This window comes from Echinicola sediminis, from assembly GCF_054777495.1.
Map to the genome: position 1 here is coordinate 10,482 of NZ_BAAHAP010000006.1, position 17,206 is coordinate 27,687.

Consider the following 17,206-nt stretch of genomic DNA (forward strand, 5'->3'; position numbering starts at 1 on the left):
TTCCATTGATGAAAAGTACCAAACCTTGCCTACCGCGAGGCAGGAATCTGGGCCTGTGGAGCATCCCGTACAGTAGTCGGGACAGGTCCTTCAAATTGAGCCAATCCCTTTTTCCTCGCACTTCCCCATCGCAAAAGGGCCTGCCTGTTGCAGACAGGTTACCATTGACAGGGGGTTCAACGTGCGGAGGGGCTCCCCTTCAATGTTGTTAAGTTAACCACAGATTAAATGGATAACCACAGATTAAAAGAGGTTAAATGAAACATCTGTGTTTATCTGTATTCATCAGTGGTTATTATTCCTCTTAACTTAATAGTATGGAGGGTTAGGAGGTAACGAGGGTGAATAGATATCCGTCATTTACTCCCCCTCACACTAAAGAAAATATTGACCTCTACCATTGACAGTCGATAGAATATTTTGAATTTTAAAAATTTACTTGGTTGTGCCAATCGCGGCGGATCGGCACGGATAAAATTGAGCCTAAGACTCAACTTACCTCGTCCCTTCATCCCGATAGTTATGCGAGAAGGGACAACAAAGACAACAAATTCATGGATAAAATAAGACAATGTCATTCAGCTCCTTTATGTATTAAAGAGTATTGACTTCTCGCTATGACGCTGGCGATCCTATTTCACCATTTTTTAAATCTAACTCGGGTTAATAGATTAATCTAATCTGACTGTCGGGGATTTTGCACGTAAAATTAATAGATCAAAATACTTAACAGAAATCCTTCTGAAGGCCTTTGGAACATTCGGTTTTGGGACAATTGATGGAGGCGTTAAGAAAATGAGTTAGCTCGCGAAGTGGACGAGCGAGATCCACTCATTTTTAGCCTACAGCAAATGGCACAAAATCAAATTGAGGCAAACTGTTCGTAATCGAAAACGAATTCACTCAATTTGAAGAACCTGTCCCGACCACTGTACGGGATGCTCCATAGCCTAGTCCCGAAAGCTTTCGGGATGGTTCTTTTCATCAATGGAAAAGAACAGAAAGCAAAAAGAACCGTATAAGATTTGGTTACGTGCAACATTGCGGATACACAGATAATTTAAGTTTGATCTCCTTGAAAAAATCAGTGAACGCCCGTTTTGTTTTTGTGTTTGCCGGAATACTCCGATGGGGTAAGGCCGAATTTGGATTGGAAGGTCTTGGTAAAGTGGGAGGGGGATTTAAAACCCGAAAGTTGGCTTACCTCTGATATGGAGAGCTCGCTTTTTTGGAGCAAATGCTCGGCGCGGGAAAGCTTGATTTCCTTGATAAATGTGGATACGGAATAGCCACCCTGTTCTTTGAACTTTCGGTAAAGTTGGGAGCGGCTGGTGCCCAGTTCACGGCACAGCATATTGACATCAAAATCTTCATTTTGGAGATTGGCAATCACAATGGCCCTTGCTTCATTGATGAACTCATCGGGGTTTTCTTTTTTGACTTCAGGAATAAGTGACAGTTTATCGTCGATAGCATTTGTTTTGACAGGAAGGGGAGAGGGAGTTTTCTTCTTTCTGTTTCTCCAAACCCATAAGAAAAGGATCAGGCCGATGGCCAGTGCCGCAGTAGCTATTACACCTGTAGCAAGCCAAGGGAAGGTGGATTTCACGATTATGTCGATTGTCCTGCCTTCATTGTTCCAAATGCCGTCATTATTGCTTCCGATGACCCGGAAGGTGTACTTCCCCGGAGGTAGGTCCACATAAGCAGCTTTGTGATTATGGCTGTAGTTCCAATCCTCTTCCCAGCCTTCTAAACGGTAGGCATACCGGTTTTTGTCCGGTTTGATAAAGTTCAGGCTTGAAAATTCCAGGGTGATGTCATTGCTGCCATCGGGCAAGGTAATACTGGTGGTCGCATTAATGTCTTTTTCCAACAAACCTGCAGTGCCCTGCTGGATTTTTTTATTGTTGATGTACAGGTTGGTAAATGCGATGGACGGTTCATGGGGATTGGTTTTTAGGCTGTCCGGATGAAAAAGGCTCAGCCCGTTGATTCCCCCAATAAGGAAATGCCCGTTCCGGGTTTTTTCCAAACTGCCCTGTGAAAAGTGGTTGCCCGCCAGTCCATCAGCGGTGGTGTAATGGCCGGTGATGTTTATTTTTGCCTTTTTTCTGTCCAGTTGGCCCCGGTAAAGTCCATTGTCTGCCGAAAACCAGATTTCATGGTCCTGCCAGTGGAGGTTACTTATTTTTGACAGGTTCAGCTTAGGCACTTCAAGTTGTACATATTGGCCCTCTTCCAGTAGCCAAAAACCATCATTTTTAGTTCCCAGCAGGACAGCTCTCCCTTTTGGTGCAATGCCTAAAACAATGGCTTTATTACTTTCAGACTGCTGGGGAAGGGGGGAGCGCTCAATGGAGAAATCAGCACCAGGCTTTGTTTTGATGATCCCATTATCGGTACCGATCAGGATATGATCACCTTCTTCCACTATACAGTGGACGGGGCTATTGATACCCGGTACGGGGATGGTTTTGCTGTTTTTATTTTTGGCTGCTAGAAAAAATAGTCCTCCCTCTGTTCCGATCCAGGTATTTCCCTTACTGTCGTTTAAAATATCATGGATCAGCAGCTCTTCCGAAGCAGGGAGATCTATTGCTATGGGCTCGAAACGCTCCCTTTTCACATCAAACCGTACCAATCCATGTAACTGGGTGCCCAAAAGAAGGATATCTTCCTCTTGGGTTTCGGAAATTTTCAGGATGGTGTTGTCCATGAGTTTTCCCGGCAGGTCCTGCTTTAGGTATGGGGTGAAAAGGCCCTTCTCCAGGTCAAAGAGGTTGATCCCTCCTCCATCGGTACCGACCCAAATCCTTCCTTTGCTGTCTTGGAGTATATCGGTGATATGGTCTATGCTCAGGCTGCTTTCATCATCAGGGCTGTGCTGAAAAGAAGTGAAATTGCTGGGATAGTTGTCATAGATATTTACGCCGCCGTTGCTGGTGGCAATGAGAATCTGTTTGTCTTTGGTGGTAAAGTCGGTCAACACACTGGCGGTATTGCCTTTCAGGTTGATCTTTCCTTTGGTATTATAGCGGATAAAGGTATCCGAGGTACGGTTGTAGACACTCATCCCGCCCTGCATGCCCCCAATAATCAGGTCGCGGTCCATGTTTTCGGTGATGGAATAAATGGAATTGGTGGCGATACTGCCCCGGTGCGCTCCTTGGCTGTAGCGCTTGAAAGTCTTGGAATGCTCTTCAAACCTGTTCAGGCCACTTCTGATGGTGCCTATCCAAATGTTCTGATAACTGTCCTCAAAAAGGGAAATGATGGTGTTGCCACTTAGGCTGTTGGGATTGCCAGCTTCATGCCGGTAATTGGTAAAAAGGTCTTTGTCAGGTTCATAGAGGCTCACCCCGCTGTAATTGGTGCCGATCCATAGTCTGCCTTTGCTGTCTTGAATGATCTGGTTGACACTGTTGCCGACAATGCTGTTCGGATTATTCTCCTGATGGAAGTAATTGATGAAATGGTCTTTGTCCGCTTGATACTTTGAAAGGCCCTGGTTTGTCCCGATCCATAGGTTTTGCGACTGGTCCAGGAAAAGCACTTTGATGTTTTTGCCCGGCAAGGCACTGCTGTCATTTGATACAGGCAGATAACTCGTAAACGTGTTGTTGTCCCGGTCAAATCTGTTCAGACCGTACTTAGTGCCGATCCAAAGCTGCTGCTGGGCATCTTCGATGATGGTGTTGATCTGGTTACTGGAAAGGCTCTTGGGGTCATTTTCATCATGATGAAACTGTAAGTATTCATGCCCATCAAACCTGTTGAGGCCATTGGAGGTTCCAAACCATAAAAAGCCGTAATGGTCCTGATAGATGGCCTGAACTTCCATATCGCTGAGGCCTTCTAAGGGAAGTTGGTAGAGGTTCAGTTTTTTTTGCCCCAGGCAAAGGGGGGCGGGACCAAAAAGGAAAAAAATAAGGGAAAAAACTCCAAGCAATAGCCTCAAAATAGCATGATAGCCACTTTTAGAGGGGGAAACACTATGGTCAAGCTGCATTGGAGGCATATAAATTCCATTCGGGTATAACGGTTATTCAGGTAAATATATGGGAAAATAAACGTTTTTGTAAATTTTTTTCTTTTGAATCCTTGTATGGCGGTATTTCTCTGGTGATTTTGGTTTATAGGGGTGTCCACGAATAAACGGTGTCCACAAAAAAACAGGGTCCACGAATTACACGAATCCACCAAGGCGGACAGGTTTGCACGAATTTTTTGTGGAACATTTTGGAGAGTTTTAACCCATTTATGAATTACCTAGATAGCGGGAGAGGTTTGGTTGTGCCGAGGGCTTCGCCCCGGCAGTGAAAAAATGAGCATGCCTAACCTCAGGTCCAGTTTCTGTCATGTTTGGTTCAAGCCCTTTGGCATAGCAAGGATCTTGATTCACGCATTCTGAATGGCCCCAATAACCCAATTCCCAAATAACCAATGACTAAACTCCAAATAACCAATCCCCTTATTGTCTGGTTGTTTTGGTTTATAGGGGTGTCCACGAATAAACGGTGTCCACGAATTACACGAATCCACCACGGTGGACAGGTTTGAACGAATTTTTTTGTGGAACATTTTGGAGAGTTTTAACCTATTTATGAATTACTTAGATAGCGGGAGAGGCTTGGTTGTGCCGAGGGCTTCGCCCCGGCAGTGAAAAAATGAGCATGCCTAACCTCAGGTCCAGTTTCTGTCATGTTTGGTTCAAGCCCTTTGGCATAACAAGGATCTTGATTCATCCAAGTTGAATACCCCCCAATAACCTAATTTCCAAATAACCAATAACCAATCCCATGTTGGTGCCAATCCTAGGTAAAACGAAGATGTTGGATCATGAACTCTGAATGTCCCTTTCCCAATAACCCAATTCCCAAATAACCAATAACTAATCTCCAAATAACCAATAACCAATCCCATGTTGGTGCCAATCCTAGGTAAAACGAAGATGTTGGATCATGAATTCTGAATGTCCCTTTCCCAATAACCTAATTTCCCAATAGCCAATAACTAATCTCCATACAGTCCATCAGACAAGAATATCATGCACGATGTTCCCATGCACGTCCGTGAGTCGGAAGTCCCGGCCTTGGAAAGGGTAGGTGAGTTTTTCGTGGTCCATACCAAGAAGATGGAGGATGGTGGCCTGAAGGTCGTGTACATGGACCCGGTCTTTGATGCCATAATAGCCGATTTCATCCGTCTCCCCGTAGGAAAGGCCAGGTTTGATGCCCCCGCCTGCCATCCAAATGGTGAATGCCTCCAGGTGGTGGTCACGGCCCATGAACTTCATCTCTTTGCCGCCACGGTTTTCGCGCATGGGGGTCCGCCCAAATTCACCGCCCCAGATGACCAATGTGTCATCCAATAGTCCTCTTTGCTTCAGGTCCTTCAGTAGCGCCGACATGGGCTGGTCCACTTCCTTACAGCGGTCATTAAATCCCTGATGGAGCCCCTCGTTATAGTTGGATCCGTGGGAATCCCAACCGTAATGGTAGAGCTGAATAAAGCGCACTCCTTTTTCGGCCAGTCTCCTTGCCAGTAGGCAATTGTTGGCAAAGGAAGATTTGCCGGGCTCCGTGCCGTACATTTTGTGGATGTAGTCCGGTTCGTCAGAGATGTCCATGGTTTCCGGAACGGACATCTGCATCTTGAAGGCCATTTCATATTGGGAAATCCTGGTCATGATCTCGGGATCACCGATTTCCTGATATTGTTGCTTATTGATATCGTTGATGATGTCGATGGTCTTTTCCCGGAGTTCTCTGCTGACGCCTTTGGGATCAGAGAGGTAGAGAACCGGGTCTCCTTTGGAACGGCACTGTACCCCTTGGTACACTGTGGGCAGAAAGCCGCTTCCCCAAATACTTTTTCCGGCACTTGGCGTGGTCCCGCCAGAGACAAACACCACAAAGCCCGGAAGGTTTTGGTTTTCCGTACCCAATCCATAAGTGACCCAGGAGCCCAGGCTAGGTTTGCCCAAGCGGGCACTGCCTGTGTGCATCAGCAATTGGGCCGGTGCATGGTTAAACTCATCGGTATGCATGGCCTTGAGGAAGGAAACATTGTCTACTTCTTGTGAAAAGTGTGGCATACGGTCGGTTACCCAGGCGCCAGACTGGCCGTACTGCTTGAACTGAAACTGAGGCCCCAGCATTTGTGGGGTGCCTTGGATAAAGGCAAATCGTTTGCCTTCCAAAAGGGAAGGAGGACAGTTCAGCCCGTTCAATTTTTCAAGCTCGGGTTTGTAGTCAAACAGCTCCAATTGGGAAGGAGCTCCCGCCATGTGGAGGTAAATGACCCTTTTGGCTTTGGGGATAAAGTGCGAGGGAATGGCCTTCATGGGATTGTCCAGGTCCCCGATGACATTTCCGCCTGAGCCATTGCTGCCGCAGCTGCTGAGGCTTCCTCCTAAAAACGAACCTAAGGCAATGCCTCCCATTCCCGTAAGGCATTTTTTCAAAAAGTGTCTTCGGGTGTTCAACTCGGCATTTCTAAATTGGGCTTCTTCAAACAAGTTCATCGTGCTGGGCTTTAGGTGTTGCTTAGATTAATCAGTCTTTGGTAATAAAGCCGTCCAGGTTGAGGATGGCGTTGGCGGTCATGGTGAGGGCATTGAGCTGAACATCCTTTTCTGTTTTTCCCAGGTTTTCAATGCCTTCTCCACTTTGCTCAAAGTGGGCCTTGGCCGTATCATAAAGATTCAGCAATGATTGCAGGGTTTTTTGGGAAGGTGTCTTATACATGGCCATGGCATAGCCGTTTTTCAATTGCTCTCCCGGATTTTTATCGGATTGGTACATTTTTTTTGCCAAGGCTTGGGCCGCTTCCACATAAACCGGGTCGTTCATGGTCACCAAGGCCTGTAATGGCGTGTTGGTTCTGATCCTGCGGTTGATGCAAACTTCCCTACTTGGACTGTCAAACGCCATCATGGAAGGGTAGGGGCTGGTCCTGCGCCAGTAGGTATAGAGGCCTCTTCTATGCTGGTCATCTCCTTTGCTCTGGACCCATTTTTCGGGGTTGTTGATGACCTGCCAAACACCGTCAGGTTGAGGAGGCATCACCGAGGGACCGTACATTTTGCCGCTAAGAAGTCCGCTGACGGCCAGGGCCTGGTCGCGAACTTGCTCCGCGGTCAGGCGGACACGGGGTCCTCTGGCCAGCCAATAATTCGCAGCATCTTTGGCCTTAAGTTCATCGCTGACCTTTGAGGATTGTCTGTAGGTGGCTGACATGACCAGCTGCTTCAAGAGGCTTTTGAGCTTCCAATCCTGTTCATGCATCCAATTATAGGCAAGCCAGTCGAGCAATTCGGGATGGGTAGGCTCAAATCCCTGGGAACCAAAATCCTCTTGGGTTTCCACAATCCCTCGGCCAAAAAGTTGTCCCCAAACCCTGTTTACGGTGACCCTTGCGGTCAAGGGGTTGTCCTTGCTGACCAGCCATTTGGCCAGTCCTAACCTGTTGTCCGGCAGGCTGTCGGGCAAATCAGGCATAGATCCAGGTACACCGGGTTGTACTTCCTTGCCATGTTCCATCCAGTTGCCCCTTTCAAAAACATGGGTTTTTCTCTGTTGTGCTTCCGGGAGTTCCTGCATGATCGGCAGGGGATCTGGCCGGATGCCTTCGATGCTCTCTTTTTTCTTTTCCACCTGATGGGCAAACTGGTATTGGATGTTGGGAGAGAGGTTTTGTATCGAGTCAATCCAGCCCATCAAGGCTTTTCTTTCTTGTTCTTCCACCTTGGTGAAAACCGGCATGGTCGGGCTGTCTGTCCAGGTGTCCGCATCGGCGGTATTGTTAAAGAAGGCATAAAATTCATAATACTCCTCATGCTTGATGGGGTCGTAAGGGTGGCTGTGGCACTGGACACAGGCAAAGGTGATGCCCTGCCAGACTTCCCAGGTGGTATTCACCCTGTCCAGAACAGCGGAAACCCGGAATTCTTCATCATCGGTGCCACTTTCATCATTGGTCATGGTGTTGCGGTGGAATCCTGTGGCAATGAGCTGGTCTTTGGTGGGATTGGGCAACAGGTCTCCCGCCAATTGCTCTATGGTAAACTGATCAAAAGGCATGTCTGCATTAAAGGCCTCAATTACCCAGTCCCTGAATTTCCACATGGGCCGGTGCCGGTCTTTTTGGTACCCCTTGGTATCCGCGTACCTTGCCAGGTCCATCCACATGGCGGCCCATCTTTCCCCGTAGTGGGGGGAGGATAGCAACTCGTCCACTAGCGCTTCATAGGTGGCCAGGTCAGGGTTTTGTTGGAGTCTTTCCACCATGTCCTTGGTAGGGGGAAGTCCCGTAAGGTCCAGGCTTAGGCGTCTGGCCAGGCTGGCAGGATCGGCCTGAGGGGAAGGAGAAAGGCCTTTTTCTTCCATTTTACTCAATACAAATGCATCGATGGGATTTTGGGCCCATTCCCCGAGGTCGACTTCCGGTACCTCGGGCTTCTCAGGAGCAATAAAGGACCAGTGGTCTTCCCATTCGGCACCTTGGTTGATCCACTTTTTTAGCAATTCGACTTCCTCTTTGCTGAGCGCATCTCCTTCGGGCGGCATGCGGACTTCGGGATCTTCATGGAGGATCCGTTTGATCATTTCGCTGGAGTCTGCCTTGCCGGGAAGTATGGCAGGAATGCCCGATTCCGTGGCGGATAGGGCTTCCGATTGGAAGAGCAGGCTAAAACCTCCGGATTGTTTGACGCCCCCGTGGCATGAAATGCACTTGGAATTGATAATGGGGCGGATTTCTGCATTGAAATCAACCTTGTCGTCCTTTTGGTGCGAGCAGGAAAGACTGGAGATAAGTAGGGCCAAAGCGCCTGTAAGACCTGTTAGGAAGGTATGTTTGAAGGACTTAAAGTAGGAGATGGCTATCATGGGTTCATTACAATAAATTAGATTCTTTTAAGCTGCACCGGAAAAGTCTGTTCGGAATTCCATTGGGGAACATAGATGTTTTCATCTTCGTCAATGCATACATCATGGGGATTCATAAAGGTATGTCCGTCGTAGACGATGGTCTGCAATTTGCCATCGATATATTCGGGTGCGGATCCGCCCGGGGCCGATACGACTTGATCATTTTTGTCGACGATCACGGTCAGACCATCATAGTCTTTTCTGCTCACCGTGCGGAGAACGGAGAAATAAAGGTTTTCGCCTTTGATGACCGGCCGGTTTACCCAACAGCCCGTAACGGGGACTGTCTTCAAGTGCTGGCCGTCCAGGGAGAATCGCTTAAACTCGTGGGCCAAACGGGAGGTAATGATAAGCTCTGGCTTTTCTGGATTTCGGGTATCCAAGCAAATGCCATGGGCTTGCTGCAGGTTGGTGGCAGCTTCACCTTTACCTCCAAAGTGCCTTATGTACTCACCTTTGGGGGAGTATTGGATGATATAGCTCAAACCATAGCCGTCAGCGACGTAGATGTCACCGTTGGGAGCAATGGCTGTTTCCGTGGGGCGATATTGTTCTGGTTTTTCGTACACCCCTGTTTCTTTAGGATAATCCAGGGTCAACAGGATTTTTCCGTCGAGCGTAGCCTTGATGACCTGATGGCGGTCATGGTCGGTAATATAAAGGAATTCTTCTTCCCCTTCCTGGTGCAAGGTCAGGCCATGCCCTCCGGGAAAATCATTCCCCCAGGTTTTCAATACCTTGCCAGATCGGTCATAGAAAATAATGTTGTTGCTGGTTTCATTGGTCAGGAGGATCAATCGTCCTTTTTTGTCCTGCACCATTTCATGGCAGTCTTTCACCGGGATCTTGGAGGCATTTTGCTTGCTCCAGTTCTTGTTGACTTTGTATTTAAAATCTCCGTGTCCAATGATTTCACGGGCCGGATCTGTGGCTTTGCCAAAATTGATATTGGGCAAAAGGAGGCCCGAACTGATAAGGAGTGAACTTTTCTTGATGAAGTTTCTTCTGTTCTGGCTATTGCTTGATGACATGCTTAATTCTATTTTAGGGCTTCTGGACTGGAATTTACCTCGGTTTTTTCTTTTTGGCAATTATTCATTAGGTTATCGCTAGAACGTTCCCTAATTTTTCCATGGGCGGAAAAGGGACATGAGGCTGTCTCCTAAGTTTTCGTCATAGCGTTCGCAAAGGTGGTTTGCCTGCCTTTGTGAGGCTGGCAAACCACTCATATGTGCGATAAACACACATCAAGATCACTTCGCTCGTGACGTATTCCTTATTGTGAAACAGCCACATGGATCAATGGCCTATCACTCTATTGGCTCTATGGAGGTCAATGGAGGTACATTATTTTCAAAACCGGCGTATCCTTCATTTTGGTTGATTTGCCCTTTTGTATTGGAGTTGATGGCATCCGCTGGAATTGGCCAAAGTACATGGTAGGGGGACATGGTGTAGGTATCACCATGTCGGGTATACACGCCTTTATTATAATAGTCCGTTTTTTCCATGATCCTGTCATAGAAGAAGTTTTCTTCCGAGAAGCTTTCTTCATTGTAGGACTTGCCGTTGTAAGCTGGTTTTCCTGTTTTGGCAAAGAGGTAGGACATTCTGGTCAATTCGGTTTTTCTATGTTCTTCATAATAAAGCTCTCTGGCCCTTTCATCCAGAATGGTTCCGATGTTGATGTCAGCAGCGGAATAAGGATCACATTTTGCCCTGGTCCTGACGGCGTTGATATCTGCTGCAGCTTTGGCCAGGTCGTCTTTCCAGTAATAGGCTTCCGCTCTCAACAGATAAGTTTCCGCCAGTCTATAGACGTACCAATCACTATGCCCTCCTTGCGGCTGGGTTCTTTGCGGATCAGGGATATACACCTTATAGTGAGGCCATGAGAACCAACTTCTGATAGTGTCTGCGACCAGGACGACTCCTTGATTGTTCCGGAATTCCAGGTTTTTGCCATAGTAATCATCACTTCCGCTGATTCCAGGGTTATTATACACCATATCTTCCATGTCCATCCAATTACCTGGAGCATGTCTAAGGTCTTTGTCATCATCCCAGATCATGCTTTGATGGTACCAGGTGCCTCTCAACCGGCCAATGCCTCTTCCGTATTCGGTGACTTGGTCTATGGCTATGGCGTTTTTATCCGAGGTGCCTTTATTCCCGTTAGGGGTATTGATATTGTTTCCCCAGAAAGGAACCGCCTGGCGCATACTGGTCATGCCTCCGGAGTTACCATCAGTATCAATTCTGTCCATGACCAAAAGGATGGCTTCCTTGTTCTCATTGAGGGATTTGTTTTCTGGACGATGAAGATCCCATACCACATTTCTTTCAGGGTCATTTCCTGTGGCACCAAAGCGCTCGGTCATTAGGGAGTAGGCGCCACCATCTATAAGCCGGGAGGCAGAAGCTATGGCATCGTCAAATTCTCCTAAGGCCAGGTTCACTTTGGTCAAAAGATGCTGCACCGCCCCTTTGGGCACACGGCCACGGTCTACCCCATCAGGTACCCACTCTTCTGCCCATTCGAGGTCCTCTTTCATTTTTCTCAAAATGACTTCCCTGTCAGTACTGTAAAAGTCCAGCTTTGGCTGTGTGATTTCTTCCAGAATCAGTGGAACATCCCCAAACTGCTGGGTAAGGCGGTAATAACGCAAAGCCCTGTGAAAATAGGCCGTCCCCAGAATATGGTTTCTTTCGTTTTCAGACTCATAATCCTGAGGATCATCGATTCTGGAAACTACCACATTGGCATATTTGATTCCCTTAAATCCTTCGTACCAATACCAGCCAATACGGTTGGTATTGGTGCTGTTAAGGTTAGCATCCGGAGTGATCAGCAGGTTCAGGTCCTGGGCAGGGCCGGATTTGTCCGTAGTGCCTTCAACGGCGACCTCCGAGAAGATATGTTCCGTCAAGATGGGAGGTCCATCGCCGGTAAGCTCATGCCGCATATTCCTTTCACAGGCGACCATGGCTCCCCAAAGTCCGCTGGCCTCGTTGTAGGTGTTCTCCGGGGCGAAGAATGAAAGTGGTTGTGGTTCCAGCCAATCCTTGCTGCATCCGCTACTCAGTAGCAAACTGGTGGCTAAAGCCAATGTCTTATATAATGATGTTTCTATATTCAATTTCATGGATTATTTCTTTTTTGGGTCTACACAAATTACAGGGTCAGGTCAAGTCCTAGCGTAAAATACCTTGGGGTCGGCCCGCTGTTTTCTGGATCAAACCAATCCCATTGAGGTGCATAATATCCGATGTTTCTGACATTGAAATAAAACCTGAGGTTTTCAACCTTTGCTTTTTCAAGCAGTTGTTTTGGCAAGCTGTAGGCTATGCTGATATTCTCGAATCGGATGAATGATTTTTTTCTGTACAAAGAGAAACTTGCACTTCCATCGCTGGAATAGAGCCTGGCCCATTCATTGTTCGGGTTGTCAGCTGTCCAGTAAGGGGTGATGTAAGAATTAGTCCGGTCCAAAAAGCCCTGCCTGTTTTTTAAGCTGTTGAATGAACCGCTGTGTCCCCAGTAAGAATACAGCATAAAGGAGATGTCAAGGTTTTTGTAGAGCTTAAATTCGTTTCTCAAACTCCATCTGAACCGTGGTTCGGTGTAGCCCAAAAACTGCTTGTCTGCAATGGTGAACAGGCCGTCATTATTAACGTCGATCAATCTGAAGTCCCCTGGGTGAACCCCGTACTCAGCAGCTTCACTTTCGTCACCAAGTTGATAAATGCCGTCGGCTTTTAAATCCCAAATTCTGTCGATGGGCTGTCCAAGGAACCATTGGTTTTCGATATCATCCAGCTCATTCCCGTTTCCATCCACGTCACCGTAAAGGCTTATTATTTTGTTTCGGTTGAGCTGGAAGTTCATACCTGATCTCCAGGTAAAGTTGGGTTTGCGGATATTGTTGGAGTTCAAGGATAGTTCAAAGCCCTTATTGTCCACTTGGCCGAGGTTGTCGTACACAAAGTTAAAGCCCAGGATATCGGGCAGGCTTCTTTCCACCAGGAGGTCACGGGTGGACATCTTGTAGGTTTCTATGCTTCCGTCCAGCAAGCCTTTAAACAGGGAGAAGTCCAGTCCGACATTAAAAGAATTGGTTCTTTCCCATCTTAGGTTAGGGTTGCTCATGGTGTTTACATAGAGCTGGTTGACCAAATACAGCTCACCATTAGGTCTTTGATAAAAGTATTTTCCTGTATTTAAGTCAGATAGTGCGGCGTATCTTCCGATGTCACGGTTACCGTTACTCCCCCAGGAAACCCTTAATTTTCCAAAATCCAACCAGTCCCAATCAACGAAGGTTTCGTCTGAAAACAACCAGGCGCCGGCAAGGGAATAGAAGGTTGCCCTTGGATTGCTTTGTCCAAAAGCGGAATAACCATCCCTACGAACGGATAGTGTGGTGGAATATTTGTCCTTAAAGGTATACAGTAACCTGCCCATCAATGCATCACCAGTGGAGTATTGGTCATTGCTGGAAATAATAGGATTTATTCCGCCTCCGATATTGTGATAGCCCAGTCGGTCATGAGGTTCAAAGCCATTATTGCTCATGGTATTGTCCCAGCTTTGGAATTTCTCTGCATTGGCCAATAAGGTCAAATTGAAGTCATGGATATTGTTGAAGTTTTTCTTCCAGGTCAGGATATTGTCAATTTGCCAATAATAGGTTCTGCTATTCTGTCTGGAGGCATTTCCTCCTCTTTGGGACCATTCAAAATGTTCGGCCGATTCATGGTTAAATCTCTCATAGAAGGTGAATCTTGGTGTGAAGTTGGTCCTGAAATTAAAGCCAAATGGAAGGTCTACCGAGGCAAACAAAGTGGAATTTAAAGTGAATTCCTTTTGCTGGCGGTCAATATAATTTCGGTCATATTGGGGGTGGTTGCCTCCGCTGGGCTCATCATTTGGTCGGTACTTTAGGCCTCCGTCCTCGTTAAATTCAGAACCCCAAGGAGAAAGCTTCTGTAGGTTGTTCCAATCTACAGCTACGGATCCTTCGTCCCTACTGGCAAATTGGGTATTCATTCCCACTGTTAGGAAGTTGCTGATTTTGCCCTGAATGTTGAACCTGCTCCGAATGGTTTCAAATTCGTCACCAATGATGATTCCTTCATTGTTCAAATAGCCTAGGGACCAATAGTATTGGACATCGTCGGTTTTTCCAGATAGACTTACGGTATGGTCCTGTCTAAGTCCATTTTGGAAGATTTTGTTGTACCAATCGACGGATTTTCCTGCCTTGTAGTTCTTGATCTCTTCAGGTTGCATATTCAGCCGCTGCAGCCAAACCGTAACCGGATCTCCGTCAGAGCCATCATAACTTAACCAGGTTTCCATGGAGATATCAGAGGGGAGCGTTCTGGGGTCAGAAAACTGGTGGGGTTCATAGCCTCCGGCATTGATGCTTTTGAATACATCTTCTCTCCAGCTAATAAATTCATTTGGTCCGTATACTTCTTCCATGGCTGCGACAGAAGCTACACCCACGTTGGAGTTGATGGAAATCCGAGGTCTTCCTTTTTTACCTTTTTTGGTATTGATCATGATCACCCCGTTGGCCGCCTTGGCGCCGAAAACGGCAGCTGAACTGGCGTCTTTCAGTACCTCAATGGTCTCGATATCATTGGGGTTAATGTCTGAAAGCTGGCCATAATAGATGGCCCCGTCCAATACCAACAAAGGGCTGGTACCCGCGTTAAGGGAAGTCCTGCCCCTAACTTCCAATGATCCCCCGCCCTTGGCAGAAGTGCTCATGCCCACATTAAGGCCGGCCACATTTCCCCGAAGGACATCCTGTATGGAATTGGGGTTTTCATTTTCAAGTTTGCTGGCAGTCACCGAGGAGACCGCTCCGGTAATGTCCCGCTTTTTTGCCGTACCATATCCGATGACCACCACTTCCTCCAGATCTGATATATCAGAACTTAAGGTGACATTTATCGTGGATTGGTTTTCGATCGGTATTTCCTTGGTTTCATATCCAATAAAGGAAAAGACCAAAATTCCTGTTTGGGGTACATCCAGTGCATATTTTCCGTCTATATCCGCTGAGGTTCCTATCGTACTGCCTTTGAGCAGTACTGTTGCGCCGGGGATGGCTTTCCCATCTTCTTCCGTGATCTGTCCCGTTATTCGGATGGTCTGGGCCCATGAGGCCCAATGGAAAGTGAGCAGGCATAAAAATATGCCGGTGGTTTTCAGTAGGTTTTTTGACATAGTAAATGGGTTTATTGTTAATAATTAGAGATTTCTCAAAAATGGACGGTATTATTGATGAAATCGGTAATTCTTTAATGGAGTACTTATGTGCAATTTTGGTTGGTTATTAGGGGTTTTGACACATATATTGCATGCTCAATCGTTAAAGTGAGGAATATAATTTTTTTGGTCAAGGAAAGTCTTTTAAAAACTTACGGAATCGATTTCGTAATACTTAAGCGGAAAAAGGGTAAAAATACGTAATTACTAAGTGTTTCGTCAGTATGATAAATGCTGAGATTTTATTGGTTATAATTTTCGAACCGAAGGATATGTGGAAGCATAATATGACTATTCGCTACTTTGCTGTTAGCTGTTTTTTCTTGGTATATGGTTTTTGATTGTTATTTTCTGTCTTTTCCATTGATGAAAAAGACCAAAAATCTAGGCCGATGGTTCGGCTTTTAAATTGGGAACATCAATTTATCTTTAAAATTGAAATCTTTTATCCCAATTTAATTTTAAGAAAACTGTTCCGGCCTAAAAATGAGCGGATCTCGCTGTTCCACAACGCGAGCTAGCTCATTTTCTTAACGGCCTCCTCAATTTTCTTAAAACCAGCCCCACCAAGGGCCATCCAAACCAATCTATAACTCAATCAGTAAATAAACCTATTTGTACGCTAATCATATCGGATACTCAGTAAGAATAAAAAGTAAAGGGGCTGTCTCATAAGTAGATTTATCCGAATCTTACACAAATAATATTTCATCGTAGTCTTGGCAGGCAGTGAAGGTAGGGGCCGCCCCAAGGGGGCAAATTTATAATAGCCTGGGGTGGCAACCCCAGGCGAAGGTACCCCACGAGGGGTATGTTTTGGCCGGATAAATATCAATAGAGCATATAACTTGCCGTCAAAACCCCTAGATTTCAATTGAGGGCTTTAATCAAGATAATGTATTGAATTATGTAATCGTAAGCGAACAGAAGTCCTATATCCATAGAATATTTGGTGAAAGATTTCAGTCTTGACTTATGAGACAACCTCCTGAAAAAATGTCAGGGGACGGATCACTTACCTGTTCAACAGCTTTTTTATGTTTTCAAATTCTTCTTGGCTGACTGTAAAGGCGGTCCCATGCCTGGTACCTTTGGGGAAGCTGATTTGGTCTGAAATGTCTTTCCAGTTTTCAAAATCCGAAGATGCTACAGCGCCCATTTGATGGTCCCGGTATTTATCAAAATACACTATGCAGCGTCCATCCACCATCAAGGGTGTGGGCCCCTCAGCCCAATAATTTCCCGTAATGGGGCGTCCAGCAAGGGGGTAGCCTTTGATCAGCTTTTTACTTTTGGTGATGCGGATATTTTTGGCCGGAGGGGTCCTGGTTTCGTCTTTGACAAATAGGATGTTTTCTCCCTCGTGTTGGATGATGGTACCATCAATGACATTAAAACCGGGTTCATAAAACAGTTTTGTTTTGGAGAACTTCTGGAAATCCTTGGTGGTGGTATAATACATACGGTGGTTATAGGCATTTTCCAAAGTGTCCTGTGTTTCTGGATAAAGCCCCTCAATGGTGGTGGACCAAAAGATCATATAGCGGTCTTTTTTCTCGTCATAAATGATCTCCGGTGCCCATGTGTTTAGGGCACCTTCCTCGTGGGCCATGACGGGGATAAACTGTTGGGCAGACCAGTTTACCAGGTTTTCAGAGGAGGCATAACCCAGCCCCTTTTCATTCCAGCTGACGGTCCAGACCATATGGAACTTACCGTCTCCACCACGGATAATGCAGGGATCGCGCATCAGCTTGTCCCCGCCTGCTGTAGGAGAGAGGATGCTTTTGTTGTCATTGAGTGCTTTCCAGTTCAGGCCATCTTCGCTGTACGCTAAATGGAGGCCATCTTCACCGTTCCCCATAAAATAAGAAAACAGATATACTTCATCGGCTTGGGCAAAGCTTTGTGACATACCGGCCAAGAAGACAAAAAGGGCAAGGAGTGTTTTTTTCATAATTTAACGATGTGGTTAAACTGGTAGGGT

The 17,206-nt window shown here is 46.4% G+C and carries 7 protein-coding genes; all 7 read right to left on the minus strand.

Going from position 1 to position 17,206, the window contains the following annotated elements:
- Positions 1 to 1,084 precede the first annotated feature (1,084 nt).
- Positions 1,085 to 4,012: a two-component regulator propeller domain-containing protein gene (locus ACYVAA_RS02575; protein WP_460538474.1), complete on the minus strand. Its 2,928-nt coding sequence runs from the start codon at positions 4,010 to 4,012 to the stop codon at positions 1,085 to 1,087.
- A 1,023-nt stretch (positions 4,013 to 5,035) separates the two neighbouring features.
- The gene (locus tag ACYVAA_RS02580) at positions 5,036 to 6,529 is read right to left on the minus strand and encodes a DUF1501 domain-containing protein (protein ID WP_460538475.1); all 1,494 of its coding nucleotides are present in this window, start codon (positions 6,527 to 6,529) and stop codon (positions 5,036 to 5,038) included.
- A 31-nt stretch (positions 6,530 to 6,560) separates the two neighbouring features.
- Entirely contained in the window at positions 6,561 to 8,894 is a 2,334-nt protein-coding gene (locus tag ACYVAA_RS02585; RefSeq protein ID WP_460538476.1) for a PSD1 and planctomycete cytochrome C domain-containing protein, read from the minus strand.
- 17 nt (positions 8,895 to 8,911) lie between these two features.
- The gene (locus ACYVAA_RS02590; protein WP_460538477.1) at positions 8,912 to 9,967 is read right to left on the minus strand and encodes an NHL repeat-containing protein; all 1,056 of its coding nucleotides are present in this window, start codon (positions 9,965 to 9,967) and stop codon (positions 8,912 to 8,914) included.
- A 279-nt stretch (positions 9,968 to 10,246) separates the two neighbouring features.
- The gene (locus ACYVAA_RS02595) at positions 10,247 to 12,082 is read right to left on the minus strand and encodes a RagB/SusD family nutrient uptake outer membrane protein (protein WP_460538478.1); all 1,836 of its coding nucleotides are present in this window, start codon (positions 12,080 to 12,082) and stop codon (positions 10,247 to 10,249) included.
- A 29-nt stretch (positions 12,083 to 12,111) separates the two neighbouring features.
- Positions 12,112 to 15,177 (minus strand): SusC/RagA family TonB-linked outer membrane protein, encoded by a 3,066-nt coding sequence (locus ACYVAA_RS02600; protein ID WP_460538479.1) that lies wholly within the window; start codon positions 15,175 to 15,177, stop codon positions 12,112 to 12,114.
- A gap of 1,057 nt (positions 15,178 to 16,234) precedes the next feature.
- Positions 16,235 to 17,176 carry a glycoside hydrolase family 43 protein gene (locus ACYVAA_RS02605; RefSeq protein ID WP_460538480.1) on the minus strand — a complete coding sequence of 314 codons (942 nt, stop codon included), beginning with the start codon at positions 17,174 to 17,176 and terminating at the stop codon, positions 16,235 to 16,237.
- Positions 17,177 to 17,206 lie beyond the last annotated feature (30 nt).

What these genes read in the sequence shown, in the direction of transcription:
- ACYVAA_RS02575 (WP_460538474.1), bottom strand. Translation starts at nt 4,012, where the DNA reads ATGCAGCTTGACCATAGTGTTTCCCCCTCTAAAAGTGGCTATCATGCT.
- ACYVAA_RS02580 (WP_460538475.1), bottom strand. Translation starts at nt 6,529, where the DNA reads ATGAACTTGTTTGAAGAAGCCCAATTTAGAAATGCCGAGTTGAACACC.
- ACYVAA_RS02585 (WP_460538476.1), bottom strand. Translation starts at nt 8,894, where the DNA reads ATGATAGCCATCTCCTACTTTAAGTCCTTCAAACATACCTTCCTAACA.
- ACYVAA_RS02590 (WP_460538477.1), bottom strand. Translation starts at nt 9,967, where the DNA reads ATGTCATCAAGCAATAGCCAGAACAGAAGAAACTTCATCAAGAAAAGT.
- ACYVAA_RS02595 (WP_460538478.1), bottom strand. Translation starts at nt 12,082, where the DNA reads ATGAAATTGAATATAGAAACATCATTATATAAGACATTGGCTTTAGCC.
- ACYVAA_RS02600 (WP_460538479.1), bottom strand. Translation starts at nt 15,177, where the DNA reads ATGTCAAAAAACCTACTGAAAACCACCGGCATATTTTTATGCCTGCTC.
- ACYVAA_RS02605 (WP_460538480.1), bottom strand. Translation starts at nt 17,176, where the DNA reads ATGAAAAAAACACTCCTTGCCCTTTTTGTCTTCTTGGCCGGTATGTCA.